General features: G+C 36.0%; 20 protein-coding genes and 1 pseudogene. 15 read left to right on the top strand and 6 right to left on the bottom strand.

Annotated features, from left to right (window positions below):
- Positions 1 to 299: 299 nt before the first annotated feature.
- The 7 genes and pseudogenes from CTN01_RS23270 to uspE form a co-directional block, all read left to right on the top strand.
- Positions 300 to 362: pseudogene (locus CTN01_RS23270) on the top strand (hypothetical protein); the annotation flags it as partial.
- On the top strand, positions 344 to 631 hold the full coding sequence (locus tag CTN01_RS23205) for a FixH family protein (RefSeq protein ID WP_244155965.1): 288 nt from the start codon (positions 344 to 346) through the stop codon (positions 629 to 631). The pseudogene CTN01_RS23270 and the gene CTN01_RS23205, both read left to right, overlap by 19 nt.
- Before the next feature lie 75 nt (positions 632 to 706).
- Positions 707 to 3,103, top strand: coding sequence for a heavy metal translocating P-type ATPase (locus CTN01_RS17960; protein WP_045147647.1), 2,397 nt, complete (start codon positions 707 to 709; stop codon positions 3,101 to 3,103).
- Positions 3,104 to 3,325 carry a cbb3-type cytochrome oxidase assembly protein CcoS gene (gene ccoS / locus CTN01_RS17955; protein ID WP_045147649.1) on the top strand — a complete coding sequence of 74 codons (222 nt, stop codon included), beginning with the start codon at positions 3,104 to 3,106 and terminating at the stop codon, positions 3,323 to 3,325.
- A complete protein-coding gene (locus CTN01_RS17950) occupies positions 3,318 to 4,001 on the top strand; it encodes a sulfite exporter TauE/SafE family protein (RefSeq protein WP_045147651.1) in 684 nt (227 codons plus the stop codon). The genes ccoS and CTN01_RS17950 overlap by 8 nt, the downstream gene beginning before the upstream one ends.
- A gap of 74 nt (positions 4,002 to 4,075) precedes the next feature.
- Positions 4,076 to 4,840 (top strand): fumarate/nitrate reduction transcriptional regulator Fnr, encoded by a 765-nt coding sequence (fnr, locus tag CTN01_RS17945; protein WP_005367842.1) that lies wholly within the window; start codon positions 4,076 to 4,078, stop codon positions 4,838 to 4,840.
- Between the two features lie 274 nt (positions 4,841 to 5,114).
- A complete protein-coding gene (uspE, locus tag CTN01_RS17940) occupies positions 5,115 to 6,056 on the top strand; it encodes a universal stress protein UspE (RefSeq protein WP_045147652.1) in 942 nt (313 codons plus the stop codon).
- Between the two features lie 46 nt (positions 6,057 to 6,102).
- Here the strand turns inward: uspE and CTN01_RS17935 are convergent, their stop codons facing one another.
- On the bottom strand, positions 6,103 to 6,402 hold the full coding sequence (locus CTN01_RS17935) for a hypothetical protein (protein WP_045147653.1): 300 nt from the start codon (positions 6,400 to 6,402) through the stop codon (positions 6,103 to 6,105).
- Positions 6,403 to 6,568: 166 nt separating this feature from the next.
- Between CTN01_RS17935 and CTN01_RS17930 the strand changes: the two genes are divergently transcribed.
- Both CTN01_RS17930 and CTN01_RS17925 read left to right on the top strand, forming a co-directional pair.
- The gene (locus CTN01_RS17930) at positions 6,569 to 8,299 is read left to right on the top strand and encodes a trypsin-like serine protease (RefSeq protein ID WP_107342195.1); all 1,731 of its coding nucleotides are present in this window, start codon (positions 6,569 to 6,571) and stop codon (positions 8,297 to 8,299) included.
- A gap of 3 nt (positions 8,300 to 8,302) precedes the next feature.
- A complete protein-coding gene (locus CTN01_RS17925; RefSeq protein WP_045147654.1) occupies positions 8,303 to 9,058 on the top strand; it encodes a hypothetical protein in 756 nt (251 codons plus the stop codon).
- Positions 9,059 to 9,122: 64 nt separating this feature from the next.
- On the opposite strand, the gene ttcA is transcribed toward CTN01_RS17925, so the two are convergent.
- On the bottom strand, positions 9,123 to 10,016 hold the full coding sequence (gene ttcA / locus CTN01_RS17920; RefSeq protein ID WP_045147655.1) for a tRNA 2-thiocytidine(32) synthetase TtcA: 894 nt from the start codon (positions 10,014 to 10,016) through the stop codon (positions 9,123 to 9,125).
- A gap of 196 nt (positions 10,017 to 10,212) precedes the next feature.
- Positions 10,213 to 11,388 (bottom strand): D-alanyl-D-alanine carboxypeptidase family protein, encoded by a 1,176-nt coding sequence (locus CTN01_RS17915; RefSeq protein ID WP_045147657.1) that lies wholly within the window; start codon positions 11,386 to 11,388, stop codon positions 10,213 to 10,215.
- Positions 11,389 to 11,746: 358 nt separating this feature from the next.
- On the opposite strand from CTN01_RS17915, the gene CTN01_RS17910 reads away from it, so the two are divergent.
- Positions 11,747 to 13,228, top strand: coding sequence for a carboxypeptidase M32 (locus CTN01_RS17910; protein WP_045147658.1), 1,482 nt, complete (start codon positions 11,747 to 11,749; stop codon positions 13,226 to 13,228).
- Positions 13,229 to 13,386: 158 nt separating this feature from the next.
- A complete protein-coding gene (locus CTN01_RS17905; protein ID WP_045147660.1) occupies positions 13,387 to 14,058 on the top strand; it encodes a flavin reductase family protein in 672 nt (223 codons plus the stop codon).
- Positions 14,059 to 14,125: 67 nt separating this feature from the next.
- Here the strand turns inward: CTN01_RS17905 and CTN01_RS17900 are convergent, their stop codons facing one another.
- On the bottom strand, positions 14,126 to 14,920 hold the full coding sequence (locus CTN01_RS17900; protein ID WP_107188390.1) for a Cof-type HAD-IIB family hydrolase: 795 nt from the start codon (positions 14,918 to 14,920) through the stop codon (positions 14,126 to 14,128).
- Between the two features lie 260 nt (positions 14,921 to 15,180).
- On the opposite strand from CTN01_RS17900, the gene CTN01_RS17895 reads away from it, so the two are divergent.
- Entirely contained in the window at positions 15,181 to 15,426 is a 246-nt protein-coding gene (locus CTN01_RS17895) for a hypothetical protein (protein WP_005367818.1), read from the top strand.
- 36 nt (positions 15,427 to 15,462) lie between these two features.
- Here CTN01_RS17895 and CTN01_RS17890 read toward each other — a convergent pair whose 3' ends face one another.
- The gene (locus CTN01_RS17890) at positions 15,463 to 16,389 is read right to left on the bottom strand and encodes a LysR substrate-binding domain-containing protein (RefSeq protein ID WP_045147663.1); all 927 of its coding nucleotides are present in this window, start codon (positions 16,387 to 16,389) and stop codon (positions 15,463 to 15,465) included.
- Between the two features lie 192 nt (positions 16,390 to 16,581).
- On the opposite strand from CTN01_RS17890, the gene CTN01_RS17885 reads away from it, so the two are divergent.
- From CTN01_RS17885 to CTN01_RS17875, 3 genes are all read left to right on the top strand, one after another.
- A complete protein-coding gene (locus CTN01_RS17885; RefSeq protein ID WP_107188391.1) occupies positions 16,582 to 17,784 on the top strand; it encodes an MFS transporter in 1,203 nt (400 codons plus the stop codon).
- A 136-nt stretch (positions 17,785 to 17,920) separates the two neighbouring features.
- Positions 17,921 to 19,192 (top strand): acyl-homoserine-lactone synthase, encoded by a 1,272-nt coding sequence (locus CTN01_RS17880; RefSeq protein ID WP_045147665.1) that lies wholly within the window; start codon positions 17,921 to 17,923, stop codon positions 19,190 to 19,192.
- A complete protein-coding gene (locus CTN01_RS17875) occupies positions 19,185 to 22,079 on the top strand; it encodes a hybrid sensor histidine kinase/response regulator (RefSeq protein ID WP_045147667.1) in 2,895 nt (964 codons plus the stop codon). Before CTN01_RS17880 ends, CTN01_RS17875 begins: the two co-directional genes overlap by 8 nt.
- A gap of 14 nt (positions 22,080 to 22,093) precedes the next feature.
- On the opposite strand, the gene CTN01_RS17870 is transcribed toward CTN01_RS17875, so the two are convergent.
- Complete coding sequence (locus CTN01_RS17870) at positions 22,094 to 22,531, bottom strand: DUF4174 domain-containing protein (RefSeq protein ID WP_045147668.1); 438 nt, start codon at positions 22,529 to 22,531, stop codon at positions 22,094 to 22,096.
- Positions 22,532 to 22,672: the final 141 nt, after the last annotated feature.

The raw sequence follows: 22,672 nt of genomic DNA, 5'->3' as shown, positions 1-22,672 counted from the left end.
TTAAACGACCACGGGTTAGTTTTTCTGCTGCCATTTTTACAAATATTCCTGTTTTACAGAGTTAAAAATATTCACATAATATTACTTAAGCGTAAATGTAATGTGGTCATCCCACCTGTAAAAATGTGTTAACTCAAGTATTATGCGCAATGAAAATGCCACTTTTACAAAAGAAAAGCAATTTTAATCTTGTTTAATAAGTCGTCAGTAAACGTTTGACCAACGTTTTGATAACATTATAAATATGGTCTTCGCCAGTGATGTTCTGATAAATCAACACTAGAAAGTAAGAGGAGCATAAATACGATTGTATTCGTGACATAAATAATTCCCTACCTAAGTCGTGGTTCTATATGCTCTAGGTCACAATTATTGGTGGTCTAGTTTGCGACGTTCTATTTATAACGTAACGGCTGTTTATATTTTTTCTAATAATCAAGTTGATTTAGTCGCTGATGATTACTATAAAAAAAGCATAGCAATCAATATACTTGAAACTATTCGCGTGACCTCTTACATCGCGCACTTACGGATAAAGATTTTAGATCACAGCAGACTTAAAAGGTACTTATCACTTTGTTACATCAGAGTCTTTAAGTGGCCCATGGTTTTGTTGAGATTGAACCTTTAAGAAAGATTAAATGTTATAAGGACGTGTCAAGGTACTAACATCCTCCTCGATTTCGTTGTACGGACAGAGTAAGGAATGACAATAGACAAGCATGTGCATGATGAATGCTACCACTGTGGTGATCCCGTTCCTAGCGGTAGCCAATTTGAAGTCGAGATATTAGGTCAACGTCGGCCTATGTGTTGTCCTGGCTGTGAAGCAGTAGCAACAACTATCGTTCAAAGTGGCCTTACTTCGTATTACGAGTACAGAACAACACCTGCTGAAAAAGCCGATTTAGTCCCCGAACAGCTTAAGTCTCTTTCCCTTTATGATCACGTAGATATTCAGCAAGACTTTGTACGGACGACAGAACAAAATTTCAGTGAGGTATCTCTTTCTGTTGAAGGTGTATCCTGTGCTGCTTGCGCATGGTTAATTGAAAAGCAATTAATACGCGAAAATGGTGTTATTTCCATTCGTGTGAATACTACGACCCACCGTGCATTACTGGTTTGGGATCCATTGCAAGTACAACTTAGCCATTTACTGTCTGTTATTCATAAAATTGGCTATCAAGCCTCTCCTTTTGAAGCTGATGCCCAAGAGCTGCAATACCACAACATAATGAAGCAATATCTGTATAAGTTAGGTATTGCGGGCATTGCTACCATGCAAGTTATGATGCTTGCATTTGCACTCTATTTTGAAGTGTTTGGCGATCTAGATATTGAGTTTAAAAACTACCTCCGTTGGGTAAGCTTGATTTTTGCCACCCCCGTTTTACTGTACTCAGCACTCCCTTTTTACATTAATGCATGGAGAAGCCTAAAAGCCTACACGTTAGGGATGGATGTTCCTGTTTCGATAGCATTATTATTTGCTTACGGTGCCAGCCTATACGCAACAGTGATGGAAAAAGGCGAAGTTTTCTTTGAATCAATTTCAATGTTTACTTTCTTTTTACTACTTGGTCGATTCTTAGAAATGCGTGCTCGTCGACAAGCAGCGGCAGCCAGTGCAAATTTGTTAAAACTCATACCAAATATGGCAACGCTTGCTAATGGTGAACAAATTGCAGCAAAAACACTTAAATTAGGTGACGTTGTCACTATATTACCAGGGGAGCACTTCCCAGCAGATGGTGTAATAAATAAAGGATTAACAACCGTTAATGAATCCATGTTAACGGGAGAATCAGTGCCTGTCACACGCGCGATTGGAGATAAGGTTTATGCAGGGACTATTAACGGTGATGCCAATATCACAATGACAGTTACAGTAAATAGAAATGACTCACTCATCTCTAATATCGTACGCTTGCAAGATGAAGCTCAGCTCTCAAAACCTAAAGTGGCAGAGATCGCCGATCATGTAGCACGCTATTTTGTTGCTGCAATACTGATTATCGCAGCTGGCACTTGGTATTATTGGCATCAAAATCAACCTAATGATGCATTATGGATCACATTATCTGTCTTAGTTGCCACCTGTCCGTGTGCCCTATCATTAGCAACACCAACGGCTATTACCTGTTCAACGTCTACACTTAGTAAGTTAGGGATATTGCTTCGTCGAGGGCACGTATTAGAAACGTTATGTAAAGTTAATCGACTAGTATTAGACAAAACAGGCACCTTAACTGAAGGTAATGTTCGTTTAATTGAAACGCGTACGTTCGGAGACATAGAGCAAGACAAAGCGTTGATGATTGCTGCGGAATTGGAGCGTTTCGCCAATCACCCTATTGCTCAAGCTTTTAGCCAATATCGACAACAAAATGTACTTTTTGAAAATGTTGAAAATGAGATTGGCTGTGGTTTGAAAGCAACGCTAAATGGTGATGAGTGGCGCATTGGTAAATATGATTTTGCTACCGATATCGAAAATAGTAAATCGTTTAAAAATAGTAATGAATTCTCGGTATGGTTAACTTGCAACCAGCAACCTATTGCAGCATTTCAATTAGACGACCCAATCCGTCAAGAAAGCGCTCTTTTAGTTAAACAATGCCAGCAACATGGTATTAAAGTCACAATGTTAACAGGTGATAATACTATTCATGCTAATGACGTTGCTAAACAACTGAATATTGATGAGGTTATTGCTAATCAAACACCACAAGGAAAGTTAGCATATTTAAATGAACTATCAGCAGATGACGTAGTATTAATGATAGGTGATGGGGTAAATGATGCCCCCGTTCTCGCTGGTGCTCATCTTTCTGTCGCTATGGGAGGTGGGACAGATATAGCTAAATCTTCAGCTGATATGGTACTACTTGGCGATAAATTAGAACGTATTTTAGAAGCACGTACTTTAGCGTTGAAAACTCGAAAAATTATTCGTGAGAATTTATCTTGGGCGCTTGGCTATAACTTGATAATCCTACCTCTGGCTGTTTCAGGGTTGGTGGCGCCCTATTTTGCCGTTGTAGGTATGTCAGCTAGCTCAATCATCGTTGTATCAAATTCTTTAAGGTTGTTAAAATAAATGAAAAGTCTTTACATATTAATACCAATCGCCATTGTTTTTGTTTGTATTGCTATCGGTATATTTTTATGGGCAGTAAAAAGCGAGCAGTTTGATGACTTAGAACGTCGTGGGTACGATATTTTGTTCGATGAAGATGATACTAAACATAAAAATGCAGTTTCCAATTCTGAATCAATAGAAAAAAAACCACGTAACAATCAACATAGCAGTAATGGTTAATTTAGATTTTTATGCAGCCTTTTTAATAGGCTTAATGGGCGCAGGCCATTGCATTGGCATGTGTGGTGGCGTTGCTGCTGCGATAACAATTGGTATGCCAGACAGCACCCAAAACAGTAAACGCTGGATTTATCTATTAAATTATAATGTTGGAAGATTAGTCGCTTATACAATTGCTGGGGCAATTATCGGTGCAATGCTTGCGGGTGTTGCTACCATTAATGGTTCTAATAGCCCATTGATATTAATGCGCTTTTTTGCAGCAATTATGATGATTATCTTAGCGTTATATATTGGGCAATGGTGGTTTGGATTAAACAAACTTGAACGTGTTGGGCAAGTTGCATGGCGATATATCTCACCGCTAGCCACATCATTTCTTCCCCTTAAATCGCCGATAAAAGCTTTGCCTTTTGGTTTTCTCTGGGGCTGGCTTCCCTGTGGTTTAGTTTATTCAACTTTAACATGGGCAGCTGTTTCTGGAAGTGCTCTAAATGGTGCAATAGTAATGCTTGCTTTCGGGTTAGGCACATTACCTGCAATGTTAGTGGTTGGCGGTTTTGCGACACAGTTAAAAATATGGCTAAAGAACCTCTATTTTAGGCGTGTTAGTGCATTATTATTAATGGCTTATGGCATTCAAACTGGTTATATAGCAATCAAACAAATATTGTGACCTTTTTATTACTCGTAATAATGCTTCATAATATGTTAAAATATTGACTTACATCAAATTGGTTAGACAGGCATATGATTTCAGACAAGCTTACAACAAAACGTATCCAATCAGGCGGGTGTGCAATTCACTGCCAAGATTGCAGTATTAGTCAGTTATGCATTCCTTTCACGCTGAATGAGTCTGAGCTAGATCAACTGGATCAAATCATAGAACGAAAAAAACCGATCCAAAAAGGTCAAGAGCTATTTAAAGCAGGTGACGAGCTAAAATCGTTATATGCTATTCGTTCTGGCACCATTAAGAGCTACACCATTACCGAACAAGGTGACGAGCAAATTACTGCTTTCCATCTTGCGGGTGATTTAGTTGGTTTTGATGCGATCAATGAAATGCAGCATCCAAGTTTTGCCCAATCACTTGAAACATCAATGGTATGTGAAATCCCATTTGAAATCCTTGATGATCTTTCAGGTAAGATGCCAAAGCTTCGTCAACAAATCATGCGCTTAATGAGCAATGAGATTAAAGGCGATCAGGAAATGATCTTACTGCTTTCTAAGAAGAATGCTGAAGAGCGTCTTGCCGCTTTCTTATATAATTTATCACTGCGTTTTTCTCAGCGCGGTTTCTCACCACGTGAATTCCGTTTAACAATGACACGCGGTGATATTGGTAACTATCTAGGTTTAACGGTCGAAACTATCAGCCGTTTATTAGGGCGTTTCCAAAAATCTGAGATGTTAAGCGTAAAAGGCAAGTACATTACGATCATTGATCATGATGAATTGGCTCGCCTTGCTGGAGTGGCTAAAAGTAACACGTTATCTCAACAATAATTTTACTCATCTCCCTTCTCTCTTATGATTTTAAAGCATCGTTTACACGATGCTTTTTTATTTAGCTGAACGGCTATTTCTTGTATTTATTTGTTCAGCGTATCAAAGTTTGCATAATTTTCTCTAATATCGTTCCCATATCTTTCTATTCTAGGTTACAGTATTTATAGGGATTTATTTAATTTCTTGATATCTAAGTACATAGCCGTTGTTATACATGCTTTAAATTAAACTTATCAAGAGATTGCCTACACAGTTGTGTAAAGGAGGCATTATGCAAAAGTATAAAAATATCTTAGTCGTCGCAGATCCAGAAAAAGAACAACAACCAGCGATCTCGCGCGCTGTTCATATTGCAAAAATAAGCAAAGATGTAAAAATTATTATTTTCTTAGCTATTTATGATTTTTCTTATGAAATGACGTCGATGTTATCGTCAGCCGAACGTGATGCTATGCGTCGCGGGGTGGTAATGCAACGAGAAGAGTGGTTAAAGGAAATCATTCAGCCTTACTTAGAGCAAGGCGTTGATATGGAAATTAAAGTGGTGTGGCATAATCGCCCTTATGAGGCCATTATTGCTGATGTATATAGCCAAGACATTGATCTACTCATCAAAGGCACTCATGAACATGACCGTTTAGGCTCTGTGATTTTCACACCAACAGATTGGCATCTGCTTCGTAAGTGCCCTATTCCTGTACTTTTAGTAAAAGGTAATAATTGGCCTGAACAAGGTAAAGTATTAGGCTGCGTCAATATCTCTACCGATGATGAAACTCACGATGAACTTAACGATAAAATCGTCAAAGAATCATTAGCGTTTGCTTCTATTGCTAATGCTGAAGTTAATTTAGTTAATGCCTACCCTGCAACACCGGTAAATATTACGATTGAATTACCAGAGTTTGATCCTGCGAGTTATACCGACGCCGTACGTGGTCACCACCTAACAACGATGAAAGCACTCCGTCAAAAATATGGAATTAGTGAAGAACAAACCCATGTTCTTGAAGGGTTACCTGAAGATATTATTCCTCAAGTTGCTGAGGATATAAAAGCAGAACTAGTCATATTAGGAACAACAGGTCGTACTGGATTATCCGCCGTCTTTATAGGGAATACTGCTGAAAATACGATTGATAGTTTAAATTGTGATTTATTAGCTTTAAAACCTGATGGGTACGTTAGTCCATTAGCACCCAACATCGATTAAGTAAGAAAGGCCTCAATTGAGGCCTTTCTCTCTTATAGAGTACTATTTATTTTTTCTCAGTTTCTTGTTGCGTTAACCATTTTGCGAACTTGGTAAGATACCACTCATTGGCTTTTTCTTTACAATATGCTCGACTTAACTTGCGACGACTCCATTCAGAAGCAATAGCTGCTCGAGTTTGATTTGACGTCCGTTCTTTTAAATAAATGCTGCATAGTTGAGCATTTGTCATATTCTGCGCATAGCCATTAACTTGCCCACCACCTAGCCCTAGTTCTTGTGCTTGATGAGAACTACACCCCACCATGAATACTAAGCCCGCTGTGATTAAAATACTGCGTAACATGAATGTCTCTAATCGTCGAAATATTTCCAGTCATGTTATCAGCTTCAAAACACAAAGAATATTGTTAAGCATGGCTTGTTATTCAGACAATGTCTTATTTTTGATAAAAATGACTCCTTATTAATAATCTACTCTTTAGTCACACAGTTCTAGGCTGGTTAACGTCATGAATAGTTATCATTTTTTAAGTCGTTATATATGCTGTCTTACCCTATTGTTTTCAACTTCTGCCTTTTCATTAGGAATTAACGATAGTAAATACATTGAGTTAGGAGGAAGTTTAGATCCAAGTGTTTTCAATAATGTTAGTAGCGTATTAGAACAAAATGCGAATGCTGAACAGTTACGCTCCGTTGGGTTAGTGATTGGTAGCGGATATTGCTCAGGTACATGGCTCGGGAGTGATGATTCTCATAGCTATATACTGACAGCTGCGCACTGTTTATCAGGTTCTGATTCAACAGAATATTCAGGTCAATATGTAACGTTTAAACAACAAGATGGGACAATTATTGCTGCTGGTATTTCAACTAACTACTTTCGTACCTTCACGGGTTGCAGTGATGATATAGCGGTCGCAAAAATCCCTAAAGTATCCGATCCTCTAGATGCAAATGGAGATGTAATCAAGCAACCCTTTGTCGATAATAATTTAAATACTGATTTATTACTGAATCCTGCAATTTTAACCGGTTTTGGTATTTTCGGTTCTCGTTCATTAGGTCAACTTGCCTATATCGGTAAGCGGCATGGTGAAGGACATATTCGTAATTATTATCAAGACTGTTTAATTAATCAGGCAATTGAAGATACAGACTCATGGGCATTTGCAAGCCCAGGTGATAGTGGTTCTGCCATCTGGCAGCAACGAAATGAACATCCAGTTGCTGTTGGTATTTCGTCGTGGTGGTATGGTTGGCAATATGGATATTCAGGTCACACCCCTATTGCGTTACATATTGATTGGTTAAAAGAGATCGTTCCTATATTAAAAACCGTAGACGATATTGAAGATGAGCCACCAATTGATGAGGCTGTATGGTTATTAACCCATGAAGTACCAGTTGAAACCGATCCTTTAGAGCAGGATTTACGAGGTTCTGTTTATTACGTTAAAGGTGACAATGTTGTTTCTGGGCCGACTCGTTTTATTTGGCGTTATCCACGGAAAGTTACCAAATTTTCTGTTGTACTAACCCAAAAAGAAAACAATACGGAACATGAAGTCTGGTTGCGAGGTCAACGTAAAACACATTGTGGCTGGGGACGTATTAATAACAGTGCATGGTGTTACCCTGCGCCAAACTTAGGTCAACTTAAACTAGAATTTATTCAAGCAGATAATCCGAAATTGCCTATAGGTACTTACAATGGTAATTTTAGTTTAATGGTAAAAAGTCTCTATAACCGCTCTTACTCAGATGAAGTAACCGTTGCAACAAATATAGAGATTTCTTCTGCACTTCCAAGTGATGGAGTCATTACTGATTCAACACCGTATGTTTCTCCTCGTTATGAAAAAGATGTCTATGGCACAGTATATTATCTATCAGATAATAAAATGAACCGTAATCGTGTGGTTTGGCGTCGATATAACCGTGGTTATAGCCGTTTGAAAGTGAATGTAACGAACACAGAAACCGGAGAACAACAAACTATTATGTTGCGCGGAGAACGCTATATGGGTTGTGGGTGGACAATAATGAACAATGCCGCTTATTGTCGTTATATGCGCCCTGTCTATGGTGAATTACGCGTGAGCTTTATCGCTGATGACAATAAAGATTTACCTATTGGTGCATATTCTGGATCTTTGTCCGTTAACATGAAGGGCTTGCATAAGCGTGGTTTCACTAGAGACTTAAACCTTGATATTAAATTAAATATTACCGAGTAATGTATGAAAAGAGTGATCCAATATACTGGTTTAGCGCTGATTGTTGGGTTGCTCTGTTTCTTTATCTTGAAACCCGACAAGACAGTTAACGAAATAAAAACACGTGAAATTGTAAGTGATACATCACGTAAAATAAATGAGAATCAATTAACAAAAAACCTTTTTGAGGTTGCTGAAGCGCCCAAAGATTTTAAAATATTAAGTATGGAAGAAATAATAATTGATGATCCTTCTTATGTCGCAGAAGAGGATCTAGAAGGTAACCCACTTCTTCATGGCTATGGACATCAAATAACAGCAACAATTGATACACCTATTAATCTGTTAACAGGCGAAGATCTATGGCTTTACCGTCCCAATTTACTAGACAAAGTGAAACAAGAACAAGGAATATCAATACTACCGATTGAAAGCATTGTGGAAATAAATGATGAGTTGCTCGGCGATTTAACTATCGGTGATAGCTTAGTTTTCACTATGCCAAATGGTGATGAACAACAAATAATAATCTCAAACATAAATGAGATAAATGACAAGATAACGTCTTGGGATCTTCAAAACACACAACGCCAAGATATAGGGAGAATTACACAAATAAGTGACTTAACAGAAGGTTCGTTTATTACTGACAATAAAGATGAATACCATCTAAGAACTGTGAATAATAAAGGATGGATAACCAGCAAAAGTCAGTTGATTAGTAACAACGACAATGCAGTCAAAAAAAACAGTGAGGCGTTTTCTGAGCTTTTTAAATAGAGGGCGAAATTCTTTGCCATATTTGGCAAAGCTTATTAGCCCTCTATTTTTAAGGTCGTAGCGATTAAACGTTAGTCACATCAATAAACAAAGATTCATCAATGTTTGTTGAAGAAACCGTCGCTTCAGTAAAGGCGTATTCAGCTTTCTCACCTTCACGATCTAATGGCAAGTTAACAAAATCAAACAGATTTTTATCCGCTAACTGACTTGGGCTGATGTTTTGGATAGATTTAAAGATAGCGTCTACGCGACCTGGTGTTTTCTTGTCCCAATCAATTAACATCGCTTTAATGCTTTGACGTTGTAGATTTTCTTGAGAGCCACACAGGTTACAAGGAATAATTGGGAACGCTTTATGCTCTGCGTACTTAATTAGATCTTTTTCACGACAGTAACTTAATGGGCGAATAACAACATTACGGCCATCATCTGAGCGTAACTTAGGTGGCATTGCCTTTAAACGAGAGCCGTGGAACATATTTAAGAACATGGTTTCAACGATATCATCTAAATGGTGCCCTAGTGCAATCTTAGTCGCCCCAATTTTCTCAGCAAAAGAGTACAGCGTACCACGGCGTAAACGAGAGCAAAGACCACAAGTTGTTTTGCCTTCTTCCACTTTTTCTTTCACTACAGAGTAAGTGTCTTTATCTACGATGTAGTATGGGATATTCAAGCTAGAAAAGTACTCTGGCAGAATATGTTCAGGGAAACCTGGTTGTTTTTGATCTAAGTTAACCGCAACAACTTCAAAATTGATTGGTGCTGCTTTTTTCAGATTCAATAAGATATCCAGCATCGCAAATGAGTCCTTTCCGCCACTGATACATGCCATTACAACATCATTTTCTTCAATCATGTTGTAGTCAATAATGGCGTTACCGACATTACGACGAAGACGTTTTTGCAGCTTATTAAATTCAAGTACTTCTTTACGATTATCTGTCTGATTCATTACTACTTCTCTCACCACCGGTTATCCCGACAGTAGAATTGCTGGATAAGAATTTATAGGGCGTGAATTATACGGATTTTAAGCTCAACAGGAAATAGTAAACTGCGGAAAAGCGTCGCTGGATAAATAGAGACAAAAAAGCTCGGACAAAGCCGAGCTTTTAGTATACAAATCTTTAACGCTTAGAATGCTTAAATTAACTAAATAATCCAGCAAAGAACTTCTTAACATGATCAACAAGACGGCTGAATATACTACCTTCTTCAACTGAATTTAGTGCAACAAGTGGTTGTGACGCCACTTCTTTACCATCAACCGAGTAAAGTACTTTGCCAACTACTTCACCTTTCGTGATAGGTGCATCAAGTTCACCGTTAAGCTCAACGCTTGCTGTCAACTTTTTGGTATCATTTCGTGACAGTGTCACATAACTTGAGCTATCAACACCTAACTCAACGTTTTCTTTATTGCCAAACCATACGCGCTCAGATAATATTTTATCTCCAGCTTTATGCGGTACTACTGTTTCAAAGAACCGAAAACCGTAATTTAATAAAGCTTTACTTTCACTTTCACGAGTTTTGGTACTTTTTGTTCCCATAACAACCGCAATTAAACGCATGTTACCTTCAGTTGCAGAGCTTGTTAAACTATATCCTGCACCGCTCGTGTAGCCAGTTTTCATGCCATCAACATTCATGCTTTTATCATATAACAAACCATTTCGGTTACGTTGGGTAATATTGTTATATGTAAATGATTTTTCACTATATAGCGGGTAAATTGACGGTAAATCGCGAATTAACGCTTGGCCTAATAATGCAATATCATAAGGTGTAGTATAAAGATCGCTGTGATCTAAACCATGAGGATTAGCAAAGTGTGTAGAATTCATTCCTAGCTTCTTAGCCCATGAATTCATTAAACCTACAAATGCTTGCTCAGATCCTGCTACGTGTTCAGCAAGTGCAACACTTGCATCATTACCTGATTGAATAATCAAACCACGGAACAAGTCCATTAATGGTACTTCACTCCCTACTTCAATAAACATTTTTGAAGAATCAGGGAAATTACGTGCCCAAGCATTACGGCTAATCACAACAATATCATCTTTACTGATATTGCCTTGTTTAATTTCCTGACCCGCAACATAGCTAGTCATTAATTTCGTTAAGCTTGCTGGGTTTAATTTTTCGTTAGCATTCTTCTCAACTAATACTTGGCCTGTATTGTAGTCCATCAATACATAGCCCTTTGCACTTAATGTTGGTGCATCAGGAATAACAGAAGGTGCAGCTAATGATGAAAACGACACAGTACAAAGCGCAGTTACACCAACGAGAGAAAAAAGCGGTGATGTCTTTTTCATTTGAGGCAAAATCCCTTAAAAATTCGATAAAACAATTTAATATAACTATTTACAACATCATAAGTTCGGAAAATAGTTCAAATAGGTATATTTATTGTCAGCTATTATAGCGTTTGCAATATGAAAAACTTCCTTTTGTTACACTGTTTTACGATTTGCACGCCATCTTTACATTTATAGCGCTAATAAAAAAAAATATAAACTTTTAATACTGCCTCTATCGTGTTTTTTTATTATTGCTCACGTTGTTATAAATTATTCCTTTTTTTAATGAACCTTTAGTATTTATTTACTGACTATTCAATAAGTAATAAATAGTATAGTTTTGTTATTAAGAGCCAAAAATTAGGGAAATTAAATGAGCTATTATCAAAAATTAGAACAGCATGCTCGTAAGTTATCACGCTTAGACCATCTAAGCGCGATATGTGGTTGGGATCAAGCAGCAATGATGCCAAGTGGCGGGGCTGAAGCTCGTTCTGAAGCGATGGCTGAGCTTGCTGTTATTGCGCATGAATTATCAACTGCTGACTATCTTGTTGATTGGTTTGAACAAGCAGAACAAGAGCAATTATCTGATGCCGAACGAACCAGCCTTACTGCCTTAAAGCGCCAATGGATGATGCATAACATTTTGCCTGCAGAACTGGTGGAGCAAAAATCCTTATTAGGCTCACAATGTGAACATGCATGGCGAACCCAACGTAAAGAAAATGACTGGGAAGGATTTAAACAAAATTTAGCTCCAGTTGTTAAACTTGCACGTCAAGAAGCGGCTATCCGCTCTAAAGCAACAGGATTAAGCCTGTATGATGCCCTGCTCGATCTTTACGAACCAGGAATGACATCTGAAATTCTTGACGGTATTTTTGCTGATGTAAAATCGTGGTTGCCGCAGCTCATTCAAGATGTACAAAATAAACAGAAAAATGATACCGTATTGCCTCTAAGCGGAACATTTCCGATTACTGAGCAAAACGCACTAAGTCTCGACGTCATGAAATTATTAAACTTCGATTTTAATCACGGGCGTTTAGATATCAGTACTCACCCATTCTGTGGTGGTGTATCAACCGATGTACGTATTACAACACGTTATGATGAAACTGATTTTACATCAGCGTTAATGGGCGTTATTCATGAAACAGGTCATGCACGTTATGAGCAAGGCTTACCGCATCAATTGCGAGATCTACCTGTAGGCCAAGCCCGCTCAATGGGAATTCATGAAAGTCAGTCACTGTTTTTTGAAATGCAGCTTTCACGCAATATCGATTTTGCAAGAAAACTGGCACCATTGGCACAGAAAACATTTAACCGTGAAACTGATAGTGCGCTAACGGCTGAAAACCTCAACACTATTAATACTCGCGTTAAACCGGGTTTTATTCGTGTTGATGCTGACGAAGTAACTTACCCTGCCCACGTAATTCTGCGTTATGAAATTGAACGTGATCTTATTGAAGGCAATATCGAAGTTGATGATATTCCTGTTATTTGGGATCAAAAAATGCAAGCTTACCTTGGTATTGATACTAAAGGTAACTTTAAAGACGGCTGTATGCAGGATATTCATTGGACAGATGGTAGCTTTGGTTATTTTCCATCTTATACGCTAGGTGCAATGTACGCGGCACAATTTATGGCTGCAATGAAGAAAGTAGTAGATGTTGAAGCTGCAATCACATCAGGAGATTTATCCCCTATTTTCGCATGGCTTGAAACGAATATCTGGTCAAAAGGATGTACGCTATCAACAGACGAATTAGTTAAACAAGCGACAGGGGAAACATTAAATCCTCGTTTCTTTAAACAGCATTTAATGTCGCGTTATAACTAGTAACGTACTAAGTCAGGATTAATATCAGCCATAGTGTTTTTTATAGTTAAACAGAACTCACTATGGCTTTACAACTCTTTCATTTCTTAATTATTAAAGTGATCCTCACTCAGTTATTAAGCGTATTGAACCTAACGTTTAAAGACCTGAGGTAATATATGGATAATATTCGATTATCATCATGTGATATTCAAACAATGGAAAAACGCCAAAGAGTTCAACTAATAAACTCTTTGCCAGGTTTTAAAAGCGCCAACCTTATAGGAACTACAGATAAAGATGGAAATGAAAATGTAGCCATTGTTAGCTCAGTTATTCATCTTGGATCATCACCTGCGTTATTAGGCTTTATACTACGCCCTGATACTGTCGAACGACACACTTATACAAATATCCAACAAACAGAACAATACACGATTAACGCTGTATCTGAAGAATTCTACCAACGAGCCCATCAAACATCCGCTCGCTATTCTAAAGAAGTGTCGGAGTTTAGTGAAACGGGCCTTACTCCTTTCTATGACAATCATTTTGATGCGCCATTTGTATTAGAGAGTCCAATAAAAATAGGTTTAAGACTAGTAGAGATTATACCGATCCGATCAAATGGTACGCATATGATCATTGGAGAAATTGAGCGAGTGATTTTGCCTAAATACGCGCTACGAAAAGATGGCTATATCAATATTGAAAGCCTAGACTTAATGACGCTTTCAGGACTCGATAACTACCACGTAACGCAAAGTGTTGGACGCTTAAGTTACGCAAAACCCGATAAACCTATCGTACCACTCGATATTGATGGTAATACTTTTTTTATTAAAGAGTAAAAAGTAGAGCCTCAATAATTATTAAATACAATGTATTGAGGCTTATAATATTAGATTAAGATGATGATTATAATATTGTCTTCTTAATAACCGTCATTACGCCCTGTTCGTTATTACTCGGCGCTTCAAATCGAGCTAATTTTTTTATCTCAGGATGTGCATTTTCCATGGCATAGCTATGGTAAGTTTCTTTAAGCATTTCTACATCATTGAAGAAATCACCAAAGCTCATACTCTCTTCGAACGTAAAACCGAATTCTTTTTGTAAGTGCTTTATTGCAGCGCCTTTTGACGCTGTTTTATGCATTAAATCAAGCCAAATCTTTGCACTAACAACAACTTGGTGCGTTTCACCAAATAATGGCGCTAAAACAGGGTAAATATGCTCCTCTGTACCATTGAAGTTTAAGACTGCAATTTTGATAAATTCATCATCGACAGAAAACAAATCATCAACCAATTTTAAGTTATGATAATACTTACGAATTTCATTAAGTGCTTGTTCGCTGGTGGCTTCTGTATAAGCTGAGTTTTTACCGCACAACACGATCTCACAATCAGGCACTTGCTGGACAGATTGTAAAATGGTGTGGATTTCATCGGTAGGTATAGTAGAACTGTAAATCTCTTTTCCTTTATACATAACCAAAGTGCCGTTTTCGGCAATAAACACCATCTCATCTTTTACTGGTTTAAATGTATTAACAAGGCTTTGATATTGGCGACCTGACGCTGCTGAGAATAAGATATTTTTTTGTTGAAGCTGCTGAAACACTTCATAGAAATCTGAAGGTAACATTTTATTATCACAAAGAAGCGTGCCATCCATGTCGGTAGCAATAAATTTGATAGACGTTGTCATTAGGGTTACCACTTAATTATTCTTACTGCCATATTACCTGTTTATTGCGCATTTATGAGTAATTAAAATAAAGTATTTCGTAAAATTAACATCATTCATTGTGCTGTAAATCTGCCGCAAAACTACTACAGAGAGCGAATATCACATTACGCATTAATAATTGGTTACATTCACTATAAATATTATACTTAGATCACGGTTTAGTATTCTGATTTTCTATATTGTTCTGAAATAACTGACTATAAAACAAAGGATAAAGTATGGCTTACCAAGCTAAAGATCTTAACTACCGTGGTGAAAACTGTGGAGTACATAATTGGATCACAGATGGCGGTCAATCTTTTTACTGGCATCCAGACTGGCTTCATATCGCTGAAGAAGAAACCGGCTTATACGGCAAACAGAAAATTGAAGTTGAGCAAGGTGGTGAAGTCACAAAAGGACACGCCGTTCATACTATTTTGAAAAAGCTAAACGAAATACTTAAAGGCACAGATCACGAGTAATCAATACGCTTTTTATGCATCCAAACTAAGGCGCAGCTATTTTTTCTGCACCTTAGTTTGAATAATATTTTTAATCTTTTCCGATAACCACACTTGCTTCGGATGATGTTGATTACGCTTTAAACCTATCATTTCGACATCAAAATCAGGAATATCGATTGGTGGCTCACATAAAGTCAGTTGATCATCAATCAAATCAGAGCGCCCCACCATTTCAGCCATCACAGCTAGCATTTTCCTACCTGATAACATACGTCGAATGGTTAAGAATCTTGTGGTTCCTAAAACAACATTTCGCTCTATCCCATAATTAGCTAATGTTTCATCTACTTTTGTAGTTAAGCATTCATTTGCCGTAACAATGACTTGCGGTACTTGTAGATATTCCTCTAATGATATCGGTAGTTGAGTTTCTAATTTAGAATTGTCAAAGGTACAAAGGTGCTTTTCACGATACAAGAAGGTTGATACTACACTTTCGGGTAATGAGTTAAATACCCCAATGCAAAGGTCGGTATTGTGCTCTTCGAGCAAATGAACCCCATTTTCATTATCCACTGGCTTAAATAAGATTTTAGCTTTGGGTGAAACCTGCTGTAGATAATCAAAAATATCGGGGCCAAATATTTGCTCGGCATAATCATTTAGACCAACAATAAACATGCCATCAAAGTTTATGGGATCGAACTTAGATATCGGCAAAATATCTTGACGAATAATAGACAGAATAGCATCAACTTTAGGTGCTATTTCATTCGCTCTTTTAGTGGCAACCATGGTATTACCCACCCTTTCAAATAAAGGATCATCAAGTAACTCTCGTAATCGTTTTAGATTATAGCTCGTTGCAGGTTGTCCTAAATTCATAAACTTAGATGCAGCAGAAACACTTTTAAATTGAAACAATACATCAAAGGTCAAAAGTAGATTTAAGTCTATACCACGCCAATTTATCTTATTCATTTATCCTAACCAACCACTTACCCAAGTTATCAATATTACTAATATAACTTATTAAAATGTTCAATTTCATTGATGTGCATTCTATACCTAAAATAAAAGATTAACGAATTATCAAAATAACCATCATCCATTTATTGGTTGTTATATGAATTATTTTTGATGCGATGTAGCCAAACCTTATACGGACCCCTTATGCAAGCAAGCAGTCAGAACACTTCAATGTGGCACAATACAAACTATATAAAGTTACTATCAGCTCAGGTTATTTCATTAAGTGGCACAGGGATAAGCTCTATTTGTTTAGCACTGCTCGCCTATAATTTAGCGGGTGATAATGCAGCAATGGTTTTGAGTATTTCTTTCGCCATAAAAATGTTGGCTTACATTGGCTTAGCTCCTATTTTTGGCGTCATTATTCATCGCTTACCTAAGCAAAAGGCCTTAATTGCGCTCGATATTATCCGCGCGGTGATGTTTATCTCTTTACCCTTTGTGACACAAATATGGCAGGTCTATGTACTCATGTTTGTTATAAATGCATGCTCCGCAGGTTTTACACCGTTATTTCAATCGACGCTGCCTACAATTTTGCCTATTAAGCACCAATACACAACAGCATTGTCTATTAGCAGAATGGCTTATGATTTAGAGCAGTTATTAAGCCCACTTCTTACCGCTCTTTTCTTACTTGTTGTTTCGTTTAAGTCTTTATTTATATTTGATGCAGTAACCTTCATTGTTTCTGCCGCATTGATCTTGACGTGTAAGCTTCCACAAGTCGTAAGCGTTTGTTCTGACAAGATTAGTATTTCATCAGTATTAGGAAACATTAAGAATTACTTAAACCATCCCTCTCTTAAATCATTGTGGTTTGCTTACCTATCAGCTGCGAGTGCATCTGCGATGGTTTTAGTTAATACCGTAGTTTATGTGCATAACATTCTTAATGGTAACGAGGCACAAACGGCAATAGCTATGATGATTGTGGGTTTAGGCTCAATGATAATTGCCTTTCTGTTACCCAAGTTACTGGATAAATATCGACCACAGCGTTTTCATTGGCTTGGCATGTTGACGTTAATATTTGCCTTTGCACTCGGCTCGTTAACACCTAATTGGGTAGGTTATACTTTAGTCTGCTTTGCTATGGGAGTTGGTATGTCATGTATTCAAACATCTGCAGGATTATTAATTACTGATGCTTGTTCTGACAATGACAGCGGTCCTTTTTTTGCTGCGCATTTTTCATTGACCCATTTTTGGTGGTTAATAACATACTTAGTTGCAGGGTTTAGCGTAACGACATGGGGCTTATCTGTAGGATATTTAACAATGGGAAGCCTATGTTTAATGAGTTTAATTAGTTACAGCTACATATCTATATATAAAAGATAATAAGATATATTTATCATTAACACGTATACATTAAATATTAAACTAAAATTTTTACTTTATTTACAAAATTATAATTATAAGAAACAATACATATAAGTACACTTAACTAGACACTTTATTAGTCGAGGTTAAGAAAATGTACTTACTTAAAGAAAAAAGTTTAAACGATAGTGCCCACGTAGAACTTGAGCTAAAGTTCTTATTAAAAAATAGTAATAAGGTAATTAAAAATAAACAGAATGAACTTCTATACACAATTGATACTTACATAGATATAAGCGGAAATATTGATATCTTCCAAAGGATTGTCTCATACCGAATAAAAGAAATTGAAAATAGTCAAAATAAAAAAAAGCTAAAAGGAAATTTATATACAATATTAACATCAGATGAAGCTAAAAAAAATATAAGTGATAATTTATTATTTGGCTTACCGCCACTATTTAGACTTATTGAAAATTGTGCAACTAAATATTTTGATAATATTCTTGAGTGTTGGGCTAATTATGAATGTTATAAAATAACGTCAAAAGCAAGTAAAACTCAAAATATCCATAATTCTGGATATTTTGCTCTTTCAAATACCTGTGATGAAGATGATAGTTATAAATATGAAATTGTTAGTAACATCGAAAATGATACCCGACTATTTCATACATCATTTAGTAACGTTGCACTGGATCTACCTTCAGCTAACCTACTAATAAACATAGAAACATTTATCAAACAACAGCATTGGTATGAAATGCTTTATTGTTTAGATGTATCTTTAAACAGTGAACACTTTATCCTGTACCAAGAAAATAATGGCGAATTACCATTGTTGCTATCGACGGCTCTTATTCAAAGATGGAGTAATCAGCACAAGTGGCTAACTTTTCAACCGTTTTTTCAAACAGAAAATTGGACAATTGAACTATCAAATGAGAAGCTTAATACTTTAAATAATTGCGGTATGTATAAAGGCAACGTCAATTATTTGGCGCAAGAGAAAGAAATTAAAAATTTAGATAGGAAAATGCTACAATCGGTAAAGAATAAAGATCTTGTATGCGAGATAATAAGAATGGCTATAAGTGGGAAAAATGAGAAACTGAATTTCAATCTTTTCTTAACACTTAAGTATTTGACCATCGAGTTATCTAATATAGGGTTAAAGATCGCCTATACTATAGTAGAACAACCATCAATATTAGGCTTTTATCGTTCAGTTAATTCTGAAAATTGTGAAATAAGCCCATATGTTTCTGTTTGCAGCCAGCATGTTGAAGGAACTAAACTAAAAACATACCAGGGAATTGTTCTAACTGATGTTATGAGTAAAATATTCAAAGAAACTAACTTCAGAAGTTACAACAAAAGGATTATAAGTATGCGTAAGCTTGAAAGAATAGGCATTCATGGCTGATTTATATCAAGCTGTTACAACAAATGTTATCGCGATCTTTTTGATCGCGATTTCTGCTGTAATAGCCGTATGGACTGGATATTTTGCTCGCTTTTTACACAGCAAACCATCACTTTCCCATGATAAACGTATATATTTCCCTTATATCATTTACACTTCTTTTATTTCATTATGGATTTTATCCAACGCCTATTTCCAATCATCTCTTCTTATTGAAAGAAGCGATATAGTTGCAGTTAACATAGCTCTTGCTGCGAACATTTTCTCCGGATTAGCCTTCATTTTTGCTTACTTGTTTTCATGTAGAATAACATCAAAAAAAGACAATTTTAGTCTCACATTTACACAAAAGTTCCTATTATATACAAGTATAATTATAACACTGGTTACAAATATAATTCCTAGAATAAATATTACATCTATTGACATTAAGGCAATTGGCGTATTTTATATAAATTTTGGAGAGTTAAGTTTTATTTTCTTTGGAATGTTAATAATAATACTTCTATCAACAATAATAAATTTATTAATCCTCCATAAAAATAACACCTGTATTAACAGAGTAAAAGCAAAATACATGATTACAGGAATAATTGCTTTTATCTCCTCGACCTTTTTAATTCACTTCATAGCAGCAGTCATTTTTCATGACTTTACAGCTGCTTGGCTACCTCCAGCTTTATCAGTAATTGAAGTGTTCTTAATAGGCTACGCCTTATTTAACAGTAGATTCTACTCGTTAAAATATATAACATTCATTACATCAAGCACTTTTATTAATATCATATTTTATACAGTTCCAGTAATATTATTGGAACTGTATCACATAAAGGAAACACCATTTTTCTTAGTTTTATGGACATTAATTACTGGTTTTTTTTGGCATAGAACATTACGTTTAGTTCGCATCTTTGCAAATAAAATCATCTATCATAAGAAAGGAAACCCCGTTGAAAATATCACAAAAATAATAAGTGAATTTAAAATTTCAACAGATTTGGGGATTTCAAAACTTAATACAGTAATTCATTCTAATAATGGTCTTATTGTACAAGTATCAAATAAAAACCAATTATTAAGAGATTACTTTAAGACTGGTAGAAACATTCTATTAAAACAAGATCTAGATGCGTTATTAAATGATAATGCTCTAGCAGACAATCACTTGCATCTCGTCTCAGAACAACTTCATAAAATAGGTGTAACATTAGTTGTTCCTATACTCGATGAAAGCAAAAAAATAACTCATTTCTATATAGCCTCTAAAGAAATGAGCAATGTACTATTTTCTTGTGAAGAAATAATGGGGCTACAACGACTTTTTGCAAGAGCTAATCGTTTTATCAACACAGAAGAAAAAGTGCGTAAATCCCAAGTGCTAGCAGGTTCAATCGCGCATGAAATACGTAACCCATTATCAAAAATCAAATATCACTTTGAGAAGATTGATTCTGATTTCTTAAGCGCACATAAAGAATCAATAAATTCACTTGCTACACTTGAAATCGAAAAAATTCATCAAGAATTATCTGAAGGTAAAAAAGCATTACAATTAGGTACAAAATTTATCGATGTTATTTTAGATGAATTACGTGGCTCCTCTATTAGTACTTCATTTTTCCAGCATTACTCTGCTGTCTCTCTTACCTCACAAGCACTCAATGACTTTAGTCTTTATAGTGAAGAGCATAAGAAACGTATTCATCTTGAGACCACAAATAATTTTTATTTTTATGGTTCTGATACCTTATTTAGTTTTGTCTTATTCAATTTATTAAAAAATGCGGCCTATTATTTTGATACTTTTCCTGAGAGCCATATCAGTATTCAATTTGAAAAAGGACTTAAGCATAATAAAATACATGTTCGTGACACTGGTCCTGGAATTACAGAAGAGCAATTAGAAAACTTATTTGATGAATTTTATTCTTTAGGCAAAGTATCAGGTAATGGTCTTGGTTTAGCTTATTGTAAGAAAGTAATGGAATCGTTCAGTGGCTCAATCTCTTGCCATTCTATTTTAGGTGAATTCACCGAGTTCACACTCACCTTCCCAGCAAGCAATATTCAGTCTAATGGTGAACTAACTAACCCGAGAATTAAGCAACACTTATCAGGTCAATCATGTCTGATTTTAAGTGCATCAAGCTTGAGTAAAAAACTTACCGAGAGTTTTAATGGGCTTAATATGGATATTGAATGTTCAAATGATCCCTACCTTAGTTTCACTAGGCTTAAAGACCGCCCATTTAATTTTATAGTAATAGATCACCGACTTTACATTACTCATTACGATCAAATAAGTATGCTGCGTGAAGGAAAATATGGTTATTTAGCTCAAATAACACCGATTTTTATTTTTAATAGTACTTCAATAAATTTGAATAATGACCGTATATCTGTTCCTAAGTATACGCAAGGCTACATTGATACACTTAACGGAGCATTAGCTTTTGAGTGTTCATTAGAAGTTATAATCAATGACGCTAAATTTGCCCCACTAGGAAGTCTTAATGATAAAACAGTCCTAGTTGTTGACGATATGCACGCTAATAGATTATTAGTAAAAGCATACCTATCTAAAGAAGGGATCAATGTTATACAAGCTGCATCAGGATACGAGGCAATAGAACAAGTCAAAAAAAATAATATCGATCTCATTTTTATGGATATTCATATGCCGGGAATGAATGGAATTGAAACGGCAAAACAGTTAAAAGAATTAGATAGCACTAAGCCAATCATTGCCGTATCAGGCGAATATGGAGAGAAAACTGTCTCAAAGATACATGAGATAATGGATGACTATATTGTTAAACCCATAGAGAAATCAACTTTAGTTTCGTTAACGTCTAAATGGTTGATAATTAACAAGGTGACGAATTGAAAATTGTCCGTTTTTCAAATCACACAATGGCTTTTTTTCTTCGCCATCTCTGCTTTTCTTAAGGGCATATCATCAACGAGCAACATCAATGAAGACCAGTCAAGATCACCTGACCAACGATGTTTCTCTTTACCATCTTTGCCAATAAGAATGCCAATATGGTTACCATCCCCCAAGTTATAACTCTTAAGCATGTTTTCAATTTGTTGTTGATTGAACATGTGATTTGGTAGCTTGAAACCATTTCGGGTAATAACCAAAGTTTTAATATCACGCTCGTCTAATAAACACTTATTTTGGTTTAATTCATTTATAAATTTCTCAACCGTTTTGTCTTTTACATCAGCAACATAAAAAATACTGCGATGGTTTTTAAACTGGCTATATTCTGGGTAGGCTGAAGCGTTAAAGCTTAACAAGCCACTAATAAATAATAAGTTAATATATTTCATAGCATTATCCTAAGTTATCACGTTTTATACGGTATAAACTTAAGTTTAGATTGCTACTTTTTGTCAGGAAAAGCTTTTAATTTGGCTTCATTAATTTCATACATATAAAAGCCCTTTAATTAAAGGGCTTTTATTGATGGT

Source organism: Photobacterium angustum (genome assembly GCF_003026365.1).
Classification (GTDB): Bacteria; Pseudomonadota; Gammaproteobacteria; order Enterobacterales; family Vibrionaceae; genus Photobacterium; species Photobacterium angustum.
Note: the sequence above shows the minus strand (reverse complement) of the source record. Positions and strands in the feature narration are given on the sequence as shown.